Raw genomic sequence first — 20,028 nt, forward strand, 5'->3', positions numbered from 1 at the left:
TATGAGCTTTGGAATTACCGTCGTCGGACTCGGGTCCGGCGAACTTGAACAACTGCCGCTCGGCGTATATCGTCATTTGAAACGACAGCCGCTCGTCTGGTTACGGACAAAGAACCATCCGGTCGTCGACGAACTCGAGGCGGAAGGAATGCACTTCGAGTCGTTCGATTCGGTCTACGAGACGTCGGAAACGTTTGAAGACGTCTACGAACAAATCGTCGCATCTCTCATCGAGAAAAGTGACGAGCTCGCTATTACGTATGCTGTCCCGGGTCATCCGTTCGTAGCCGAACGGACGGTCGAGTTGCTCGTTGAACGAGGCGCGGATGTCACGTTTCTCGGTGGACAGAGCTTTCTGGACGCGATGTTTCAGGCGCTTCGCATCGATCCGATTAATGGCTTCCAGTTGCTCGATGCGACCGCGCTCGATATCGAACGGTTGCAAGTGACGCAACACGTCCTCATCGGACAAGTGTACGACGGCTTCGTCGCCGGGGACGTGAAAGTTCAATTGATGGAACGCTATCCCGATGAACACGTCGTGAAGCTCGTCACGGCGGCCGGGACGAAACACGAGCAGATTCGAGAAGTGCCGCTCTATGAGATGGATCGGGTCGCCGAAGTCGACAACTTGACGACGCTATACGTGCCGCCGTTGACCGATGAAGCGTATTTAGCTCGCGAGTTTGCGACGCTTCACCACATCATCGCAACACTCCGAGGTCCAAACGGATGTCCGTGGGACCGGAAGCAGACGCATGAGTCGCTTCGCAAATATTTGCTTGAAGAAGCGTACGAATTGATTGAAGCGATTGACGAACAAGACGACGATGCCATCATCGAAGAGCTCGGGGACGTGTTGCTTCAAGTCATGCTTCACGCACAAATCGGTGCGGACGAGGGCTATTTCGATATCCGGGACGTCATCGGGTCCATCAGTGAGAAAATGGTGCGTCGACACCCGCACGTTTTCGGGAATGTGACGGTCGCGGATGCCGATGATGTGATTTCGAACTGGAATGCGATTAAGAAGGCCGAAAAAGGGGAAAAGAGAAAATCGCAACTAGACGGCGTACTTATGACACAACCAGGTTTGATGCGAGCCGAACAGCTGCAGAAAAAAGCTGCACACGTTGGATTCGAATGGGATGATGTGAGCGGTGCGTTCGCGAAACTTGAAGAAGAAGTAAGCGAGTGGAGAGAACACCCGGAAGATGAGACTGAGCTCGGGGACGTATTATTTTCAATCGTCAACGTCGCTAGATATTATAAATTGAACGCCGAGCAAGCGCTCGAACGAACGAATCAAAAATTCAAGAGACGGTTTGCATATATCGAGGCGAACGGTTCCGTGGAGGACATGACGCTCGAGCAGATGGATCGACTCTGGAATGAAGCGAAGGAGCAAGGGCTATGAGGTTGGATAAATTTTTGAAAGTGTCTCGGTTAATCAAACGCCGGACGTTAGCGAAAGAAGTAGCGGATCAAGGTCGAATCGAATTGAACGGACAAGTCGCAAAAGCGAGTACCGACGTTAAAGTCGGGGACGAGCTGAAAATCCGTTTCGGGAACAAAATCGTCACGGTCGTCATCGATTCGATTGCAGAACATGCCCGTAAAGAAGACGCGAAAGAAATGTATCGCCTGATTAAAGAAGAAAAGGTCAACAGTGGTACGGAAGCGTAAAAAAAGGTATACTGAACGTATCAGAACAGGAGGAAGGTGATTCGATGAAGGGACGTACCCCGACAGAGCGAAAGCAGCGAATTCGGGCTCTCGATGAACGGAGAGAACAGCTGGAAAAAGATCAGAGCCGGCGACGTATCCATCTTCGACGCCGCCTGGCTGCGGCTTCCCTTCTCTTTTTGTTGATGATCGTGCTCATCGGTCAAAGTTACTTCTCGAAAGTCGGTTATGTCTCAGAGCAAGAGCGCAAACAAAACGAAGCGCAAATCGAGTTAAATGAAGTAAAAGGTGAGCAAGCGGAGTTGAAGGAGCAGGTCGAACGTTTACAAGATGAAGAATATATCGCCAACCTCGCGCGCAATGAGTTGTTGTTCTCGAAAGATGGCGAGATTATTTTTTACTTCTCCCCAGAGGAATAAGTCGGTTCGTTGACCGTTGACGAAACGACTCGTATAATTGTAGGGAATCAATCAAAAAAGGAGTACATTATTTTATGTCAATTGAAGTAGGAAGCAAAGTACAAGGTAAGGTTACAGGGATTACGCATTTCGGAGCGTTCGTAGAACTTCCAAACGGGAAGACAGGTTTGGTCCACATCAGTGAAGTGGCGGATTCTTACGTCAAAGACATCAACGAAGTCCTCACAGTCGGCCAGGAAGTCACAGTCAAAATCTTGAACGTCGAAAACGATGGCAAAATCGGGTTGTCCATCAAGAAAGCGGTCGATCGCCCTGTGAGCGAACGCCCTGAACGCCCAGCCGGTGAGCGTTTCTCTCGCGGTCCTCGTCCAGGCGGCCCGGGTCAAGGCCAAGGCGGTCCACGCGGCGGCGGTGGCCCACGCGGCGGCGGTCCACGTGGTGGCGGACGTCGTGAAGTGCGACGCGAACCAGAAACGTTTGACACGTTGATGAGCAAATTCTTGAAAGATAGTGATGAGCGTCTCACAACGTTGAAACGTCAAACCGACTCAAAACGCGGTGGACGTGGCGCCAAGCGCGGGTAACCCTTCGTAACACCAATTCGCTTCTACTCATTATATTAAGCTCTTCCTGTAGGAGAGGCACGAACCACAGACGAACATCGTCTGTGGTTTTTTTAGTTTAAAGTTATGAAAAATAACTAAAAAGGGTTGATTTTTTCATGAAGAGCGAGCAAAATAGGAAACATGAAAAAATAGTTATGTTTTATAAGTGAAGGTGGAGAAACAAATGAATGGATGGAAACTTTGGAAAGCGGAGTGGCGGAACATCGCGAAAAACCCTCGCGTCTTGATTCCGATTTTGGCGGTGGCACTCGTACCGCTCATGTACGCGGGCATGTTTTTATGGGCGTTTTGGGATCCGTATGGTCAGATGAAGGATCTCCCTGTCGCAATTGTCAACGAGGACGAAGGGGCGACGTTCAATGAGGATTCGCTCGCTGTCGGAGACGAACTCGTCGACAAGCTGCTCACCTCGGAGGCGTTCGATTTCATCGAGACGACTCGAGCTGAGGCTGAATCGGGATTAAACGACCATGATTATTACATGGCGATTGAAATCCCGAAAGATTTTTCAAAAAAAGCGACGACAGCACTCGAGGACAATCCTGAACAGCTCGAGCTCGAATATATTGCGAATGAGTCATATAATTTTCTAGCGGCTCAAATCGGCGGCTCGGCGATGGAGCAAGTAAAAGGGGAGTTATCGACCGAGGTCGCCAAACAGTACGTCAGCGCCATGCGAGATGGCATCCAAGATGCAGCAGCTGGTCTTGAAGATGCGGCAGATGGGGCAGCTAAACTCGCCGACGGATCCAAGACGGCCGAGAAAGGTGCGACTGAACTTGCCGATGGCACTGCACTTCTCGCTTCGAAACAACAAGAGTTGGCAGACGGAGCAGGGCAGTTAGGTGAGGGTGTGTCCCAACTTGCAACCGGTTCGACCGACTTGGCGGATGGAAGTCAACAAGTGTATGAAGGAAGTGCGGCCCTCTCAGACGGGGCACGACGTGTGGACGAAGGAGCGTCCGCCCTCTCAGACGGGACGAATCGACTCGTCGAAGGGACGACCACGTTCGCCTCGAAACTGGAGGAACTGTACGCGGGTGCGAAGTCGCTTGACGATGGTGTACAGACTTTGGCGGCGGGAGTCGAGCAGGCGAAGGCTGGAAGTGCACAGCTCGTCGCCGGTTCGAACGAATTGGCGAACGGGATGACGAACGCCAAACAAGGCAATGCTGCACTTTTGGCAGGGGAGGCTGAACTGATTGACGGGATCGATCAAATGAAGACGACGCTACTCGCCAGTCAAGACGAGTTGATGCAACAGCTTTCGGCGTTGGTAGCATCCGGTCAGCCGATTCCACCAGACGTGCTTCAACAAGTGGTCAGTCGACTTGAGGAAGGTAAACAGGCGACAACGGCCGGATTTGATGAGCTCACGATAGGTGCGGAACGCATTCGAGACGGACAAACCGAACTTGGTGCGGGCTTGACGAAAGCAGAAGCGGGAGCGAACGCACTTGCTTCCGGTCTGGCCGAACTCGATTCAGGACAAACCGAGTTAGCGGATGGGGCCGCGGCGCTCGCAACGGGTTCGGGACGGCTCGAGCAAGGTGCCAAAACGGCTATGACGAGTTCGGGGGAGCTTGCATCAGCGAGTACGGCGTTGAATGCGGGTGTGGGGCAGTTGAGAGATGGGACGTCTGAACTGGCATCCGGCAGTACACGTTTGACGGAAGCGACAGGCACGTTGACAGAAGGAAGTAAACAGCTCGCTGCCGGTGCAAAAGACGCAGAGACTGGTACACGCACGCTGACTGAAGGGGCGATGCAACTCGCCGACGGCGGGAAGACGGTCGCGTCAGGAAGCAGTGAATTGAGAGACGGCTTGTCTGAACTGGAATCGGGAAACGTCACGCTACGTGACGCGTTGGCCGAAGGTGCGGAGCAAGCGTCCATCGAGCTTGGAGACGAGAACATCGACATGATGGCCGGCCCGGTCAAGGTTGTCGACGCATCGATTCATCACGTACCGAACTATGGGACCGGCTTTGCGCCGTACTTCATGTCCCTCGGCCTATTCGTCGGGGCGCTCTTATTGTCCATCGTGTACCCGTTATACGATCCAGCCGGAAAACCGAAGCGCAGCCTCTCTTGGCTGCTCTCGAAATCCGGTGTGCTCGTTGTCGTCGGGTTCGTCCAAGCGCTCGTCTTGAACGTCGCGATGATTCAACTCCTTGGTGTAGAGGTGGACGCACCGCTTCGCTTCTTCGGGTTCAGTTGGCTCGTCAGCATCACGTTCTTGTTGATCGTGCAATTACTCGTGACGACACTTGGCAATCCGGGTCGTTTCGTCGCCATCGTCTTGCTCATTTTGCAATTGACGACGTCGGCCGGAACGTTCCCGCTTGAGTTGATTCCAAGCGCACTTCAACCATTTAACACGCTCTTGCCGATGACATATACGGTCGCGGGATACAAAGAGATTATCTCGAATGACGGCATTCAATATTTACAGTCGGCAACAACTTATCTAGCCTTCGCCTCACTTGCTTGTTTTGGACTTCTATGGAGTTATTTTAGAATTGCGTGGAAGAAAAAATATCGAGGCGTGACAGCAGAAGCATGATGTAAAATGAACAGGAAATCGTGTATAGTGGGAAAGACGACACTATGCACGATTCTTTTTAATAAAAAACTTTTAAAAAAGAATTGACACAAATGTGGTGACTGGTTATTATAGAAAATGTGCTTAGGACACAACAATAACATGGCGGTGTAGCTCAGCTGGCTAGAGCGTACGGTTCATACCCGTGAGGTCGTGGGTTCGACTCCCTCCGCCGCTACCATTTTATTTAGGCCCGTTGGTCAAGCGGTTAAGACACCGCCCTTTCACGGCGGTAACACGGGTTCGAATCCCGTACGGGTCACTTACCTAAGCGAACAAGTCATCTCATCTGAGGTGGCTTTTTTTGTTATCTCGAGGAGGAAGAACGATGCCGAACGTATTGGTTGCCGTATCGGGTGGATTGGATTCAGTCGTGTTGCTTCATCGGATGGTGCAGCAGGGTCATGACGTCGCGATTGCGCACGTTCATCACGGGCAGCGCCGTGCATCCGATGAAGAATATCGATTCGTGGAACGACTCGCGTGCGCGTACGGCGTCCCGTTTCACGGCACGCGATTGGAACTTGAAGCCGCCTCGCAATCCGCTTTTCGGGAAGCGCGCTACGCCTTTTTCGAGACGGTCATGCGTGAACATGGCTATCGGGAGTTGATGACGGCCCATCACGCCGACGATGTCGTCGAGACGGTACTCATTCAGTTACACCGTAACGTCATCGAAGTGACGGGCATCCCGGAACGTCGCCCGTTCGGTAGCGGAACACTCGTCCGACCGTTGTTAGACGAGACGAAACAACGGCTCATCGAGTATGCGGAGCACCACAACTTGGAATGGCGGGAAGATGCCACGAACGCGAAGACCGATTATTTACGCAATGAAATGCGTCATCTGATCATTCCGGAGCTACAAGCTGAATGGCCGACGCTTGTGCAAGATGTATGCACAGCGGCGCGTCTGAACCGTGAAATTTGGCAGCGACGGTATGTGGCCATGGCCGACTGGATGGCGCGTCACGTCCGGTTTGAAATGAAAGCGTTTCATGTGAAACTTCCGACGCTTGCGACCTTGTCGGAAGAAGAGCGGCATGTGCTCGGCCGGCTTTTATCACAGCGTTTTGGGGTACAGGTAGCGGAAGGCATGACGCGACTCATGCGAAGTAAGCGAGGGACGGGTGTTTACGATGTGGGCGGGGATTTTCGTTTAGAGAAGCGTGACGGTAGCCTCGCTCTGACGGAACGGGGGCGACTGTCAATCCCGTCGCCGCAACGAGTCGAGACGCTCCCGGAACGCGTGACGTTTGGTGAACACGTCGTTTCGCTCGAGGTGACGGATGGTGGTCGCGGTTTCCCGCTCGATGCACTCGAGTGGCCCTTATACGTTCGCGCCCCGCGCCCGGGTGACCGAATCAGCCTCTCGGTCGGAACGAAGAAAGTCGCTCGCGTATTCATCGATGCAAAAGTCCCGAAGGAAAAACGACCGCTCATCCCGTTATTAGTTGACGCAACTGGCCGAATTATCGCTATAGTAGGAATAAGAGTTTCCGATTTTCCGGAGAAGTCGGATGCGAGATGCCCACGATTAATGGTAAAATGATGATTGTGTCGGATTAGAAAGAGGAGGATTTCAAGATGTCATTAAAGAACGATATGGAAAAGGTGCTCATTTCGAGCGAACAGATTCAAGAAAAAGTGAAAGAACTCGCGGCAACACTCAGCGAAGAATATAAAGAAGAGTTTCCGCTTCTCGTCTGTGTATTGAAAGGCGCGATGCCGTTCATGTCAGACCTCGTAAAAGAGATGGACATTCATCTTGAGATGGACTTCATGGACGTATCGACGTACCACGGCGGGACGTCATCGACAGGTGAAGTGAAAATTGAGAAAGATTTAAATACGTCTGTAGAAGGTCGTGACATCTTGATTGTAGAAGATATCATTGATAGCGGGCTCACGCTCGCCTATCTCGTCGACCTCCTTAAGTATCGTAAAGCCAAGTCGGTGAAGATCGTCACGTTACTCGACAAGCCGACAGGCCGTAAAAACGGATTGTCCGCAGATTATAGCGGTTTCGTTATCCCGCACGAATTCGTTGTCGGCTACGGTCTCGACTATGAAGAGAAATATCGCAACCTCCCTTACGTCGGTGTGCTCAAGCCGAGCGTTTACGGGGGCTAACGTTTTTCTTTTGAAAATGTGACGTGGTAAGATAAAAGAAATACCCAAAGTATACACATATACTGAATGGGCGAGAACATCGTTTCTCGGAATAGGAGGCAGAGAATGAATCGTGCAGTGAAAAACACCTTAGTTTTCGGTGTGATTTTCCTAGCCTTGATCTTGTTCCTTCAATATTTACAAAACCCGAGTAGCCAGAGCGAGACGCTCACGTACTCGGAGTTCTTGGAATATGTGGAAGAAGGTCGGATTGAAACGGCGACCGTGCAAGAAATTCCGGGTGCCATCTCGATTACAGGTGATTTAACAGGAGATGACGACCAGCGTTTTGAAACGAACATCCCGGCCAACGAGGCCGAATATGCCGAAGTGCTCTCGTCACTTCGTGCGAATACGAACATTAGTGTCGAAGAAGCGGAGTCGAGCGGGAACTGGTTCAGTATCGTATTTGCGATCTTACCGTTCATCATCATCTTCATCTTGTTCTTCTTCTTGCTCAACCAAGCCCAAGGTGGCGGCGGTGGCGGTCGTGTGATGAACTTCGGGAAATCGAAGGCGAAACTGTACGACCAAGAGAAGCGCCGTGTGACGTTCCAAGACGTTGCCGGAGCGGACGAAGAGAAGCAAGAACTGATTGAAGTCGTTGAGTTCTTGAAAGACCCGCGCAAGTTCTCGAAACTAGGCGCACGGATTCCAAAAGGTGTCCTTCTTGTCGGTCCTCCAGGGACAGGTAAGACACTCCTCGCTCGTGCAGCGGCGGGTGAAGCCGGCGTACCGTTCTTCTCGATTTCAGGTTCTGATTTCGTCGAGATGTTCGTCGGGGTCGGGGCATCACGTGTCCGTGACTTGTTCGAGAACGCGAAGAAGAACGCACCGTGTATCATCTTCATCGATGAGATCGATGCGGTCGGACGCCAACGTGGTGCCGGTCTCGGTGGCGGCCACGATGAGCGTGAGCAGACGCTTAACCAACTCCTTGTTGAAATGGATGGATTCAGTGATAACGAAGGCATCATCATGATTGCCGCGACGAACCGTCCGGACATTCTTGACCCGGCCCTTCTCCGTCCGGGACGTTTTGACCGTCAAATCACGGTCGACCGCCCTGACGTGAAAGGCCGTGAAGAAGTCTTAAAAGTCCATGCACGCAACAAGCCGCTCGATTCGACGGTCGACTTGAAGTCGATCGCGCAGCGGACACCTGGTTTCTCAGGTGCGGACTTGGAGAACTTGCTCAACGAGGCGGCGCTCGTCGCAGCCCGCTCGAACCGTGCGGCTGTTTCGATTGTCGATGTGGAAGAGGCGATTGACCGTGTCATCGCTGGCCCTTCGAAGAAGAGTCGCGTCATCTCGGAGAAAGAACGAAACATCGTGGCCTACCATGAGGCGGGTCATACGATTATCGGGATTGAACTTGAGAACGCCGATGAAGTGCATAAAGTGACGATTGTCCCACGCGGTAATGCGGGCGGATACGTCGTCATGCTTCCAAAAGAAGATCGCTACTTCATGACGAAACCTGAGCTTGAGGATAAGATTGTCGGACTCCTCGGCGGTCGCGTCGCCGAAGACATCATCTTCGGGGAAGTGTCGACGGGCGCGAGCAATGACTTCCAACGCGCGACTGGAATCGCACGGAAGATGGTCATGGATTACGGGATGAGCGACAAGCTCGGACCGCTCCAGCTCGGCTCAAATCATGGTGGCCAAGTGTTCTTGGGCCGTGACTTCCAAACAGAACAGAACTACTCGGATGCCATCGCGCAAGAAATCGATCTTGAGATTCGCGAAATCATCAATCGTTGTTACGCGAAAGCGAAGCAAGTGTTGACCGATCGTCGCGACGATCTTGAACTCGTTGCGAAAACGCTGCTTGAAGTCGAGACGCTCGACTCGAAGCAGATTCGTCACTTGATTGAAACACGCGAATATCTCCCGCACGAGCCGGCAGAGCCGACGGATGCAACGGATGATTCAGACGAGGCGAAAAAAGATGAGGCGGCCGTCAAGCACGGACAAGTCATCGACCAGCCGGAGTCGGTTCAAGAAGTGAAGCCGGACGTCGTCCCAGAAGGCGATAAGCCTGAAGCGACACCGACAGAACGCCCGAACAACGATTCACGGTAAGTGTTAGAGACGAATGCCCTTCATGAGGCATTCGTCTTTTTTCGTGTTATAATTCGAGCGAACTGTAATTGACAACAAAGTGAGGAACGCTATCATGATTTTAGTGATTGATGTTGGGAATACAAATATTGTTCTTGGGATGTATGACGGTGAGACGCTCGTCCACCATTGGCGCATCTCGACGGACCGCACAAAAACGACCGATGAGTATGGAATGCTCATCAAGTCACTGTTTGATCATTCGAACGTCTCGTTCGACCAAGTTGATGGCGTGATTCTCTCGTCCGTCGTCCCGCCGGTCATCTTTCCACTCGAACAGATGTCACAACGCTACTTCAACGTCCGCCCGATTGTCGTCGGTCCCGGTGTGAAGACGGGCCTCGACATCCACGTCGACAATCCACGGGAAGTCGGTGCGGACCGCATCGTCAATGCGGTCGCCGGGATTGCCAAATACGACGGACCGCTCATTATCGTTGATTTTGGGACGGCGACGACGTACTGTTACATCGATGCGAACCGACGCTATCACGGCGGCATCATCTCGCCGGGCATCATGATTTCGGTCGAGGCGCTCTATCAACGTGCGGCGAAGTTGCCGCGCATCGAACTCGCGACCCCGCCGACTGTCGTCGGAAAGAACACGATTCAAGCGATGCAGTCCGGGACGTACTACGGGTACGTCGCCCAAGTCGATGGCATCGTCAGCCGCATCAAGCGCGAAGTCGGGGAAGCGACCGTCATCGCCACGGGCGGACTCGCGCGTTTGATTAGCGAACACGCGGAGACGATCGATGCCGTTGATTCGTTCTTGACGCTCGACGGGCTTCGCCTCATCTATGAACGCAACCAGAAATGACCATAAAGGAGTTACACGATATGATTCAACCAGAACAACAAGCATTACTTGACCAAATGAAAGCCGATTACCTCGTTCGTGCCCTCGGGTTCAACGGGGAAGTCCGCGCCTTCGCCGTCCGCACGACGAAGACGATTTTTGAGACGCAGCTCCGCCATCAGACGACACCTGTCGCCTCGGCGGCGCTCGGTCGGACGATGACGATTGGGACGATGATCGGGGCGATGCAAAAAGGCGCCGCCCGCGTCACGCTCAAAGTCGAAGGCGACGGACCGATTGGTAAAATCATCGTCGATGCCGACACGGCCGGAGATGTGCGTGGATACGTCTCGCATCCGCGTGTCGAAGGTGGCACGTTCGTCAACGACCATGGCCTTACAAAGCTCAAAGTCGGCGAAGCGGTCGGACGTGGGACAATTTCGGTCATTAAAGACCTCGGTTTAAAAGATTACGTCGGTGGGTCATCTGAAATTCAAACGGGTGAAATCAGTGAAGACTTCACGTACTACTTCGCCACTTCGGAACAAGTGCCGTCAGTCGTCGGTGCCGGCGTTCTCGTTCTTCCTGAAGACGAGTCGATTCTCGCAGCAGGTGGCATCATCGTTCAATTGATGCCAAACGCGTCAGAAGAGACGATTCAAAAACTCGAAACCGCATTGAAGACGTTCCCGCCGGTATCGGTGTTAATCGGAGAAGAAAAGACACCGGAAGAGATGCTCGAGATGCTTCTTGGCGATAGTCTAGAACTACTTGACCAAAAACCGGTCCAATTTAACTGCACGTGTAGCCGTGACCGCATGGAAAGTGCGATTATCGGGCTCGGCGCCGAAGAGATTCGTCAAATGATTGAAGAAGACGGCGGCGCGGAAGCGGTTTGTCACTTCTGTGGTGAAAAGTATCACTTCTCGGCAGAACAGCTCGAGGCAATGAAACAACAAGCGCGTTAAACGGCTTCGTTCCAAATTGCATATTTTCAATTCGATAGGGTATGATTACATTATCGGAATAGTCGGAATTATGAGGAGGAAGTAACATGCGTATCGTAGATTCAGTGACAGACTTGATTGGGAAGACACCGATTGTGAAGTTGAACGGGCTGACAGGTCCGGAAGATGCAACGGTTTATATGAAGTTGGAGTACATGAATCCGGGCTCGAGTGTAAAAGACCGGATTGCACTTGCCATGATCGAGGCAGCTGAAAAAGAAGGCATCTTGAAGCCGGGCGATACCATCATCGAACCGACAAGTGGCAACACGGGGATCGGACTCGCGATGGTCAGCGCAGCGAAAGGCTATAAAGCGATTCTCGTCATGCCGGAGACGATGAGCATGGAGCGTCGCAACTTGCTTCGCGGTTACGGGGCGGAGCTCATCTTGACGCCAGGTCCTGAAGGAATGGGCGGCGCGATTCGTCGCGCGACCGAAGAAGCGGAAGCGAACGGATACTTCCTGCCTCAACAATTCAACAATGCGGCCAACCCAAACGTCCATGAGATGACGACGGGACCTGAGATTGTCGACGCGTTCGAGGCCTCAGGATTGGACGTCGATGCGTTCATCGCTGGTGTTGGAACGGGTGGCACGATTACAGGTGCCGGTAAAGTATTGAAGGCGAAATATCCGGACGTGAAAATCTTGGCAGTTGAACCTGTTGATTCGCCGGTCCTTTCAGGCGGAAAGCCGGGGCCGCATAAAATCCAAGGCATCGGCGCAGGGTTCGTCCCATCGATTCTCGATACGGAGATTTATGAAGGTGTCCTGCAAATCACGACGGACCAAGCGTTCGAATACGCTCGACTCGCGGCACGGACGAACGGGGTCCTCGGTGGCATCTCGTCAGGCGCGGCCATCGCAGCAGCGGTCGATACGGCGAAACAACTCGGCAAAGGCAAAAACGTGCTTGCGATCATCCCATCAAACGGAGAACGCTACTTGAGCACGCCGCTCTACCAATTCGACGAAGAATCGGACAGTGTCCGTTCATAATGTATGAGGCAGTTCCTAGAAGACAACTTCTTTCGGGAACTGCCTTTTCTTGTGTACAATTAGAGGCATGAACTAGAGGAACGGGGGAATCGGATGTGCGGACGACAGCGTTCAAAACAATCCATATGACAAAACAGAAGATGTACGACACATACTTAACGTTGACAGAAGGGAAGTCCCACCATGCGTGGCTCGAGAGCGGCCGGGCCGGTCGGTACACGATGGCGGGCGTCGAGCCGTTCGGGACGCTTCACGTGAAAGATCACATCGGGACGTTGAGGACGGAAGCAGGGCTTGAAACGTTAAACGGTCGCCCGCTCGACATCGTCGAAGCGGTCCGTTCGCGTTATGCGGTCGAACGTCCGGACGGGGCACCCCCGTTCTTTGGCGGCATGATCGGCTATGTGAGCTATGACGTCGCGCGGACGCTCGAGCGGTTGCCACGTGAAGCGGCCGATGACTTGGCGACGCCGGACGTTTCGTTCTTGTTGTTCGATGAAGTGGCCGTCTTCGATGAAGCCGAGTCGCTCTTGTACGTCATGGTCACGGCAGAAGGAAATGTCGAGGCAAGGCTTGATCGGTTCGCGGCACTTTGGCAGACGGAGACACATTACGCTTTCGCACCCGTCGTCGATCGTGACGTGGAGCGGGCGCGGTCCCTATCGCAAGCACAGTTCGTCGCGGCGGTGCAGACGATTCAAGCATATATCGTGGAAGGCGACGTGTTCCAAGTCAACTTGAGCGTCAGACAATCCGAGCCGCTCCTCGCCGACCCGCGCCACGTCTATGACACGCTTCGTGAGATGAACCCGTCACCGTATATGGGTTACTTCAAAGACGATTTTTTGACGATGGTATCGGCGTCGCCCGAGCTGTTAATTGAGAAGCACGGTTCTGCCATCTCGACACGCCCGATCGCCGGGACGCGGCCGCGGGGACGTGACGAGGCGGAAGACATGGAACTGGCCCGAACGTTGTTAGATAACGAGAAAGAGCGGGCCGAACATGTCATGCTCGTCGATTTGGAACGAAACGATCTTGGGAAAGTGGCGGCGTACGGCACCGTCCACGTCGACGAGTTGATGGTCATCGAAAAGTACTCGCACGTCCAACATATCGTCTCAAACGTCCGCGGTCTGATTCGGGACGATGTTTCCGGTGCTGAAGCGCTCGGGGCGATGTTCCCGGGCGGAACGATTACAGGGGCGCCGAAAATTCGGACGATGGAGATTATCGAGGAACTCGAACCGGTTCGGCGCGGCATTTATACCGGCTCGTACGGTTGGCTCAGTTGGGCCGACGACCTCGTCTTCAACATTACGATTCGGACGATGGTCGTCAAAGACGGGGTGGCACACGTTCAAGCCGGCGCGGGCATCGTCATCGACTCGGACCCGGTCGCCGAATATGAAGAATCGTTGTCAAAGGCGAAAGCGCTCTGGGCGGCGAAAGCGAAAGCGGAGGAGACAACATGATTTTACTCATCGACAACTATGATTCATTCACATATAACTTGGTGCAATATTTCGGTGAGCTCGGCGAACAACTCGTCGTCCGCCGGAACGACGACATCACGCTCGAGGAAATCGAGGCGCTGGCTCCGAGCTATCTCGTCATCTCGCCGGGACCATGTACCCCGAATGAGGCCGGCATCAGTGTGGAGGCGATTCGTACGTTTGCCGGGAAAGTTCCGATTCTTGGCGTCTGCCTTGGTCATCAAGCGATCGCGCAAGCGTTCGGTGGCGAAGTCGTCCATGCCGAGCGGCTCATGCACGGGAAGACGTCGAACATTCGGCATGACGGCAAGACGCTCTTTCAAGACGTCCCCCAAGATACGGTCGTCACGCGATATCATTCGCTCGCCGTTGACCGTGCGTCGCTCCCGGACTGTCTCGACGTGACGGCCGAGACGCGGGAAGGTGAGATTATGGCGCTCCGCCACAAGACGTTGCCGATTGAAGGGGTGCAATATCATCCGGAGGCGATTTTGACGGAGCATGGCAAAGAGATGATTCGAAACTTTATCGAGGTGTATCGTCATGTGGCTATGGCATAACGGCGAGTTACGTGGAAGCGATGAAGTGTGCATCCCCGTGTCCGATCACGGTTTCCTGTACGGAATGGGGTTGTTTGAAACGTTTCGGACGTTTGACGGGAAGCCGTTCTTGTTCGATGCGCATTGGGAGAGACTCACTGACAGTTTAGACGCGCTGTGGATCGACTTGCCTTATCGAAAGCGAGACATCGAACAAGCGATTCAAGACGTCGTTCGACAAAACGATGCCCCAAACCTTTACATTCGCCTCAACGTATCGGCGGGCGTCGCACCACTCGGGCTTCACGACGGACGGTATGGGCGGCCGAACGTGACGCTCCTCGTCAAGCCGCTCGCCGAAGCGTTCGCACCGGTTGAAAAGCGACTCGAGGCGTTGCCGTTTCCGCGAAGCCGACCTGAAGCCGCGTTTCGTTTGAAGTCGCATCATTATATGAACAATATTCTCGGGAAACGTGCCTTGATTGACCGTGAGGCCGAAGGGTTGTTTGCGGATGAGAGTGGAAGTGTCGTAGAAGGGCTCGTCTCGAACGTGTTTTGGACGGAACGGGACGGTCGTCTCTTTACGACACCGCTCTCATCGGGCGCGCTCGCCGGTGTGACCCGAAAATGGGTGATGGAGACGTTTTACGTATCGGAGCGGGCTGTCACGTTTGAAGAGTTGGCCGAGGCCGAAGAGATTTGGCTGACGAACTCGATTCAACAAATTGCGCCGGTGACCGATTTTTCTGGCCGTCGTTTCCCTGGTAAAGAAGGAGCGCGCTTCACGGAGGTGTGGCAACGTGTATTGAAGACGATTGAAAAGGAGAGTGCGACATGACGAACGTGATGGGGATTTTGAATGTGACACCGGATTCATTCTCGGATGGTGGCCGCTATACGGTGCTTGACGATGCGATTGCGCATGCGAGGCAACTCGTCGAGGATGGGGCCGATGCGATTGATGTCGGCGGCGAGTCGACACGGCCAGGGGCGCAGTTCGTATCAGCTGAAGAAGAGATTGAACGGGTCGTCCCGGTCATTCGCCGATTAAAAGCAGAGCTCGACGTGTTGGTTTCGATTGACACGTACAAGCCGGAAGTCGCGCGAGCGGCCGTCGAAGCCGGGGCGGATATCATCAACGATGTCTGGGGATCGAAATGGGGCGACCGCTCGATGGTGCAGGTGGCCAACGCGTATGGCGTCCCAATTATTTTGATGCACAACCGGGACAATCGGAATTACGGACATTTCATCGAAGAAGTCGTCGGCGACATTCAAGAATCGATTGAGCTCGCGCACGAGGCAGGTTTGTCGGACGAGTTGATTTGGCTCGACCCGGGCATCGGTTTCGCGAAAGACTATGCACAGAACCTTGAACTGATGAACCGGCTTGATGTCATCACGAACCTCGGGTACCCGGTTCTGCTCGGGACGTCCCGGAAGTCGTTTATCGGACAGGCGCTCGACTTACCGACCGAGGAACGTCTAGAAGGGACGATTGCGACGACGTGTCTCGGCATTATGAAAGGTTGCGCTTGGGTAAGGGTGCATGACGTACGTGCGAATAAACGGGCCGCGCGGATGATGGACGTGATGTTAGGAGGCGGACAACATGGATAAAATGTTTGTGAACGGGATGCGCTTTTACGGGTATCACGGTGTGTTTGAAGAAGAAAATCGACTCGGGCAGCGATTTAATATCGATTTGATGTGTGAACTCGACCTGGCACCGGCCGGATTTTCGGATGATTTAGATGACGGGGTCAGCTACGCCGGTTTGTATCAAGTGACAGAAGCGATCGTCACGGGCGAACCGGTCAACCTGCTCGAGACGCTCGGCGAACGGATCACGCAAGCCGTGCTCGCCCACAGCGATAAGATTCAAAGCGTGACCGTCAAAGTGATCAAACCGGACCCGCCGATTCCGGGACACTACGACTCGGTCGCCATCGAGATGACGCGGAGGCGAAACGGATGATGTATATCGCACTCGGTTCAAACATCGGTGAGCGGGCCCGTTACTTACACGAGGCGATTGAAGCGATGGAGGCGGAAGGGCTTCGTGTCACGAGTCGGTCGTCCGTCTATGAGACGGCACCGGTCGGATATACGGACCAGCCTTCGTTCTATAATATGGTCGTTGCAGTCGTCACGGCACGTTCGGCCGAAGACGTCCTCGACCGGTTACAACACATCGAGCGACAGCTTGGGCGGGAACGTCTCTTTAAGAACGGCCCCCGTACAATCGACCTTGACATCTTGGTTTATAACGGCGAAGATATACAATCGAAGCACTTGTCTGTACCGCATCCGCGGATGCATGAACGCGCTTTTGTCCTCGCCCCGCTCGCGGAAATCGCTCCGACGCTCGTGGTGAGAGGCCAGACGGTTCACGACCTGCTCCTCGCGCTACCGGAAGCGGAACGGCGCGATGTAGTCCGGCTTGAATCGTTACAGTCGCTCGTTGAATCGGTTTAACGTCTATAAAAGGAAGTGGAGCTATGTCAGGTTTTAAGATTGGAAACGTGGACATTAAGAATCGGGCCGTGCTCGCCCCGATGGCCGGCGTCACGAATCCGGCATTTCGTCTCATCGCGAAAGAGTTCGGTGCCGGGCTCGTCTGTGCCGAGATGGTGAGCGATAAAGGGATTTTGTTAGAGAACGCGCGGACGCTACGGATGCTGTACGTCGATGAGCGAGAAAAACCACTCAGTCTTCAAATCTTTGGCGGGTCGAAAGAGACGCTCGTACAGGCGGCGAGGTACGTCGACCAAAATACGAATGCGGACATTATCGACATCAACATGGGTTGCCCGGTCCCAAAAGTGACGAAGTGTGAGGCGGGCGCGAAGTGGTTACTCGACCCGGAGAAAGTGTATGAGATGGTAAATGCCGTCTCGAATGCGGTCGAAAAACCGGTCACCGTCAAAATGCGTCTCGGTTGGGACGAGGATCACATCTACATTCTCGATAACGTCCGAGCGGCCCAGTCGGGTGGCGCCTCGGCGATTGCGATCCACGGGCGGACCCGTTCCCAACAATATGAAGGTACGGCGAATTGGGAATGGATTGGCGAAGCGAAAAAGATTGCGACCGTTCCGATTATCGGGAATGGCGATATCTCGACACCGCAAGAAGCGAAACACGCGATCGACCATTACGGCGTCGATGCCGTCATGATCGGCCGGGCCGCTTTAGGGAACCCGTGGATGCTTTACCAGACGGTTCAATATTTAGAGACAGGTGAACTCCCGCCAGAACCGGCAGCGCGGGAGAAGATTGATATATGCATGCTTCACCTCGATCGATTGATTGCCATCAAAGGCGAGCTGACGGCAGTGCGGGAAATGCGTCAACACGCGGCCTGGTACTTGAAAGGATTGAAAGGGAGCGGCCCGGTTCGCAAGCAAATCAATGAGGCTGAATCACGTGATACGTTCGGGATCATTTTGTACCATTTCGTCGAGCAACTCGAACGACAGATGCAAGAAGTGTGAACTAGTGTAAAAAAGTGATTTATGGTAAGCTTGTTTGGCGAAAAAGCGCTACGCAATGAGCGAACGGCTCAGGCTGTGCTGTTGGCCATCGGGTCGACAGTTTTTTATTAGAGAGAAACCCAATACGTATAGAGGAGTGAATGGAGTAGTGAGTCACGAGTTGGAAATGAACGACCAAATGCAGGTGCGTTTTGAAAAGATGACGGAAATGCGCGAACGCGGCTTAGACCCGTTCGGTCAGCGGTTCGAACGCTCGGCCCATGCCGGTGAATTGCACGAACAATATGAGGCGATTGAGAAAGAAGCGCTCGCTGAACAAGCTGTCGACGTGACGCTTGCTGGCCGAATCATGACGAAGCGTGGGAAAGGGAAAGTCTTCTTTGCCCACATCCAAGACGTCACTGGCCAGATTCAAATTTATGTTCGCAAGAATGATGTCGGTGACGAGGCGTTCGATTTGTTTAAATCGTCTGACCTTGGTGACATCGTCGGTGTGAAAGGGAAATTGTTCAAAACGAACGTGGGAGAATTGTCGATTCACGTTGAAGCGTTTGAACTGTTGACGAAAGCGTTGCGACCGCTTCCGGATAAATACCACGGACTTAAAGATGTCGAACAACGTTATCGCCAACGTTATCTCGACTTAATCACAAACAATGATTCACGTCAGACGTTTATTTTGCGTAGCCGAATCATCTCGGAAATCCGTACTTTCTTAAATCAACGCGGTTACCTTGAAGTGGAAACGCCGATGCTTCATACGATTGCCGGTGGTGCAGCGGCCCGTCCGTTCTTGACGCATCACAATGCACTCGATATGGAACTATATATGCGAATTGCGATTGAGCTCCACTTGAAGCGCCTCATCGTCGGTGGACTTGAGCGCGTCTATGAAATCGGACGCGTCTTCCGTAACGAAGGAATCTCGACACGTCACAACCCAGAGTTCACGATGATTGAGCTATATGAAGCATATGCGGATTATAACGACATCATGGATTTGACGGAAGAATTGGTTGCGCACGTCGCGAAAGAAGTGCTAGGCACGACAGATGTCCAGTACGGTGAAGATACGATTCATCTCGGAATCGGTTGGAAACGTGCCCACATGGTCGACTTGGTGAAAGAGGAGACAGGTGTCGACTTCTGGCAACAGATGTCGGATGAAGAAGCACGCGCACTTGCGAAAGAGCACGGTGTCGAAGTTCAAGATCATATGACGTTCGGTCATATCGTCAATGAATTCTTTGAACAAAAAGTAGAAGAGACGTTGCTTCAACCGACTTTCGTCACTGGCCATCCGGTCGAAGTGTCACCACTTGCGAAAAAGAATGATCAAGACCCACGCTTCACGGACCGCTTTGAGTTGTTCATCGTCCGTCGTGAACACGCGAACGCGTTCACGGAGTTGAACGACCCGATCGATCAACGTGAGCGTTTCGAAGCACAGTTGCTTGAGAAAGAAGCGGGGAATGATGAAGCACACGAACTCGATAACGATTTCCTAGAGGCGCTCGAATATGGCATGCCACCGACTGGCGGTCTCGGAATCGGAATTGACCGTCTTGTCATGTTGCTCACAGATGCACCATCAATTCGTGACGTCTTACTCTTCCCAACAATGCGTCACCAGCAATAAATGCCGACTTCACGTGGCTTTGCCCCCGTCCCAGCTTGACTGGCCGGGGGTGTTTTTATCCGTTTTAAAATTATTTTTAAAAAGTTTTTGAAAAACACTTGCCTTTCAGTTCGACATACGGTAAGTTAATAAACGTTGCCGCTGATGGCAGCGGAAAGAAATAAAAAAGTGGTTGACAACTGTGTCGATGACTTGTATTATTTTAAGAGTCGCCAATGAGCGACAGACGAACTTTGAAAACTGAACGATGAGGCAAAAAAAGTTTTACAATTTTTGAATGAAGCGCAAGCTTCGTCATTTCAAGAGCTATATCAAATTCTTTGGAGAGTTTGATCCTGGCTCAGGACGAACGCTGGCGGCGTGCCTAATACATGCAAGTCGAGCGCAGGAAGTCATCCGAACCCTTCGGGGGGAT

At 53.0% G+C, this 20,028-nt stretch carries 19 protein-coding genes, 2 tRNA genes and 1 rRNA gene; all 22 read left to right on the plus strand.

What is annotated here, in order from left to right:
* Window position 1 precedes the first annotated feature (1 nt).
* Window positions 2–1,417 (plus strand): nucleoside triphosphate pyrophosphohydrolase, encoded by a 1,416-nt coding sequence (gene mazG, locus DI14_RS00305; protein WP_034803720.1) that lies wholly within the window; start codon window positions 2–4, stop codon window positions 1,415–1,417.
* The gene (locus DI14_RS00310) at window positions 1,414–1,686 is read left to right on the plus strand and encodes an RNA-binding S4 domain-containing protein (protein WP_034803723.1); all 273 of its coding nucleotides are present in this window, start codon (window positions 1,414–1,416) and stop codon (window positions 1,684–1,686) included. Before mazG ends, DI14_RS00310 begins: the two co-directional genes overlap by 4 nt.
* Before the next feature lie 44 nt (window positions 1,687–1,730).
* Window positions 1,731–2,105, plus strand: coding sequence for a septum formation initiator family protein (locus DI14_RS00315; protein ID WP_034803725.1), 375 nt, complete (start codon window positions 1,731–1,733; stop codon window positions 2,103–2,105).
* Window positions 2,106–2,179: 74 nt separating this feature from the next.
* Window positions 2,180–2,689 (plus strand): S1 domain-containing RNA-binding protein, encoded by a 510-nt coding sequence (locus DI14_RS00320; RefSeq protein WP_034803728.1) that lies wholly within the window; start codon window positions 2,180–2,182, stop codon window positions 2,687–2,689.
* Window positions 2,690–2,894: 205 nt separating this feature from the next.
* Window positions 2,895–5,297, plus strand: a complete 2,403-nt coding sequence (locus DI14_RS00325; protein WP_034803731.1) for a YhgE/Pip family protein — start codon at window positions 2,895–2,897, stop codon at window positions 5,295–5,297.
* A 143-nt stretch (window positions 5,298–5,440) separates the two neighbouring features.
* Window positions 5,441–5,517, plus strand: a tRNA-Met gene (locus tag DI14_RS00330).
* Between the two features lie 9 nt (window positions 5,518–5,526).
* A tRNA-Glu gene (locus DI14_RS00335) sits at window positions 5,527–5,598 on the plus strand.
* 66 nt (window positions 5,599–5,664) lie between these two features.
* Complete coding sequence (gene tilS / locus DI14_RS00340) at window positions 5,665–6,888, plus strand: tRNA lysidine(34) synthetase TilS (RefSeq protein ID WP_034803734.1); 1,224 nt, start codon at window positions 5,665–5,667, stop codon at window positions 6,886–6,888.
* A 35-nt stretch (window positions 6,889–6,923) separates the two neighbouring features.
* Window positions 6,924–7,469 carry a hypoxanthine phosphoribosyltransferase gene (gene hpt, locus DI14_RS00345; RefSeq protein ID WP_034803736.1) on the plus strand — a complete coding sequence of 182 codons (546 nt, stop codon included), beginning with the start codon at window positions 6,924–6,926 and terminating at the stop codon, window positions 7,467–7,469.
* Window positions 7,470–7,574: 105 nt separating this feature from the next.
* Window positions 7,575–9,596, plus strand: a complete 2,022-nt coding sequence (ftsH, locus tag DI14_RS00350) for an ATP-dependent zinc metalloprotease FtsH (protein ID WP_034803739.1) — start codon at window positions 7,575–7,577, stop codon at window positions 9,594–9,596.
* Between the two features lie 94 nt (window positions 9,597–9,690).
* On the plus strand, window positions 9,691–10,455 hold the full coding sequence (locus DI14_RS00355; RefSeq protein WP_034803743.1) for a type III pantothenate kinase: 765 nt from the start codon (window positions 9,691–9,693) through the stop codon (window positions 10,453–10,455).
* Between the two features lie 20 nt (window positions 10,456–10,475).
* Window positions 10,476–11,402 (plus strand): Hsp33 family molecular chaperone HslO, encoded by a 927-nt coding sequence (gene hslO / locus DI14_RS00360; protein ID WP_051622478.1) that lies wholly within the window; start codon window positions 10,476–10,478, stop codon window positions 11,400–11,402.
* Window positions 11,403–11,488: 86 nt separating this feature from the next.
* Window positions 11,489–12,442: a cysteine synthase A gene (gene cysK / locus DI14_RS00365; RefSeq protein ID WP_034803744.1), complete on the plus strand. Its 954-nt coding sequence runs from the start codon at window positions 11,489–11,491 to the stop codon at window positions 12,440–12,442.
* Between the two features lie 95 nt (window positions 12,443–12,537).
* Window positions 12,538–13,917, plus strand: coding sequence for an anthranilate synthase component I family protein (locus DI14_RS00370; protein ID WP_200871091.1), 1,380 nt, complete (start codon window positions 12,538–12,540; stop codon window positions 13,915–13,917).
* On the plus strand, window positions 13,914–14,498 hold the full coding sequence (pabA, locus tag DI14_RS00375) for an aminodeoxychorismate/anthranilate synthase component II (protein WP_034803748.1): 585 nt from the start codon (window positions 13,914–13,916) through the stop codon (window positions 14,496–14,498). The genes DI14_RS00370 and pabA overlap by 4 nt, the downstream gene beginning before the upstream one ends.
* A complete protein-coding gene (locus tag DI14_RS00380; protein WP_034803750.1) occupies window positions 14,482–15,315 on the plus strand; it encodes an aminotransferase class IV in 834 nt (277 codons plus the stop codon). The genes pabA and DI14_RS00380 overlap by 17 nt, the downstream gene beginning before the upstream one ends.
* On the plus strand, window positions 15,312–16,097 hold the full coding sequence (gene folP / locus DI14_RS00385) for a dihydropteroate synthase (protein ID WP_034803753.1): 786 nt from the start codon (window positions 15,312–15,314) through the stop codon (window positions 16,095–16,097). Before DI14_RS00380 ends, folP begins: the two co-directional genes overlap by 4 nt.
* A complete protein-coding gene (folB, locus tag DI14_RS00390) occupies window positions 16,090–16,455 on the plus strand; it encodes a dihydroneopterin aldolase (RefSeq protein ID WP_034803755.1) in 366 nt (121 codons plus the stop codon). The genes folP and folB overlap by 8 nt, the downstream gene beginning before the upstream one ends.
* Window positions 16,452–16,955, plus strand: coding sequence for a 2-amino-4-hydroxy-6-hydroxymethyldihydropteridine diphosphokinase (folK, locus tag DI14_RS00395; RefSeq protein ID WP_034803757.1), 504 nt, complete (start codon window positions 16,452–16,454; stop codon window positions 16,953–16,955). Before folB ends, folK begins: the two co-directional genes overlap by 4 nt.
* Before the next feature lie 23 nt (window positions 16,956–16,978).
* The gene (gene dusB, locus DI14_RS00400; RefSeq protein ID WP_034803760.1) at window positions 16,979–17,974 is read left to right on the plus strand and encodes a tRNA dihydrouridine synthase DusB; all 996 of its coding nucleotides are present in this window, start codon (window positions 16,979–16,981) and stop codon (window positions 17,972–17,974) included.
* Window positions 17,975–18,122: 148 nt separating this feature from the next.
* Window positions 18,123–19,613 carry a lysine--tRNA ligase gene (gene lysS / locus DI14_RS00405; protein WP_034803763.1) on the plus strand — a complete coding sequence of 497 codons (1,491 nt, stop codon included), beginning with the start codon at window positions 18,123–18,125 and terminating at the stop codon, window positions 19,611–19,613.
* A gap of 317 nt (window positions 19,614–19,930) precedes the next feature.
* Window positions 19,931–20,028: ribosomal RNA gene (locus DI14_RS00410) — 16S ribosomal RNA — on the plus strand; the annotation flags it as partial.

The organism is Exiguobacterium sp. AB2, from assembly GCF_000696055.1.
In the GTDB taxonomy this organism is placed as follows: domain Bacteria; phylum Bacillota; class Bacilli; order Exiguobacteriales; family Exiguobacteriaceae; genus Exiguobacterium; species Exiguobacterium alkaliphilum.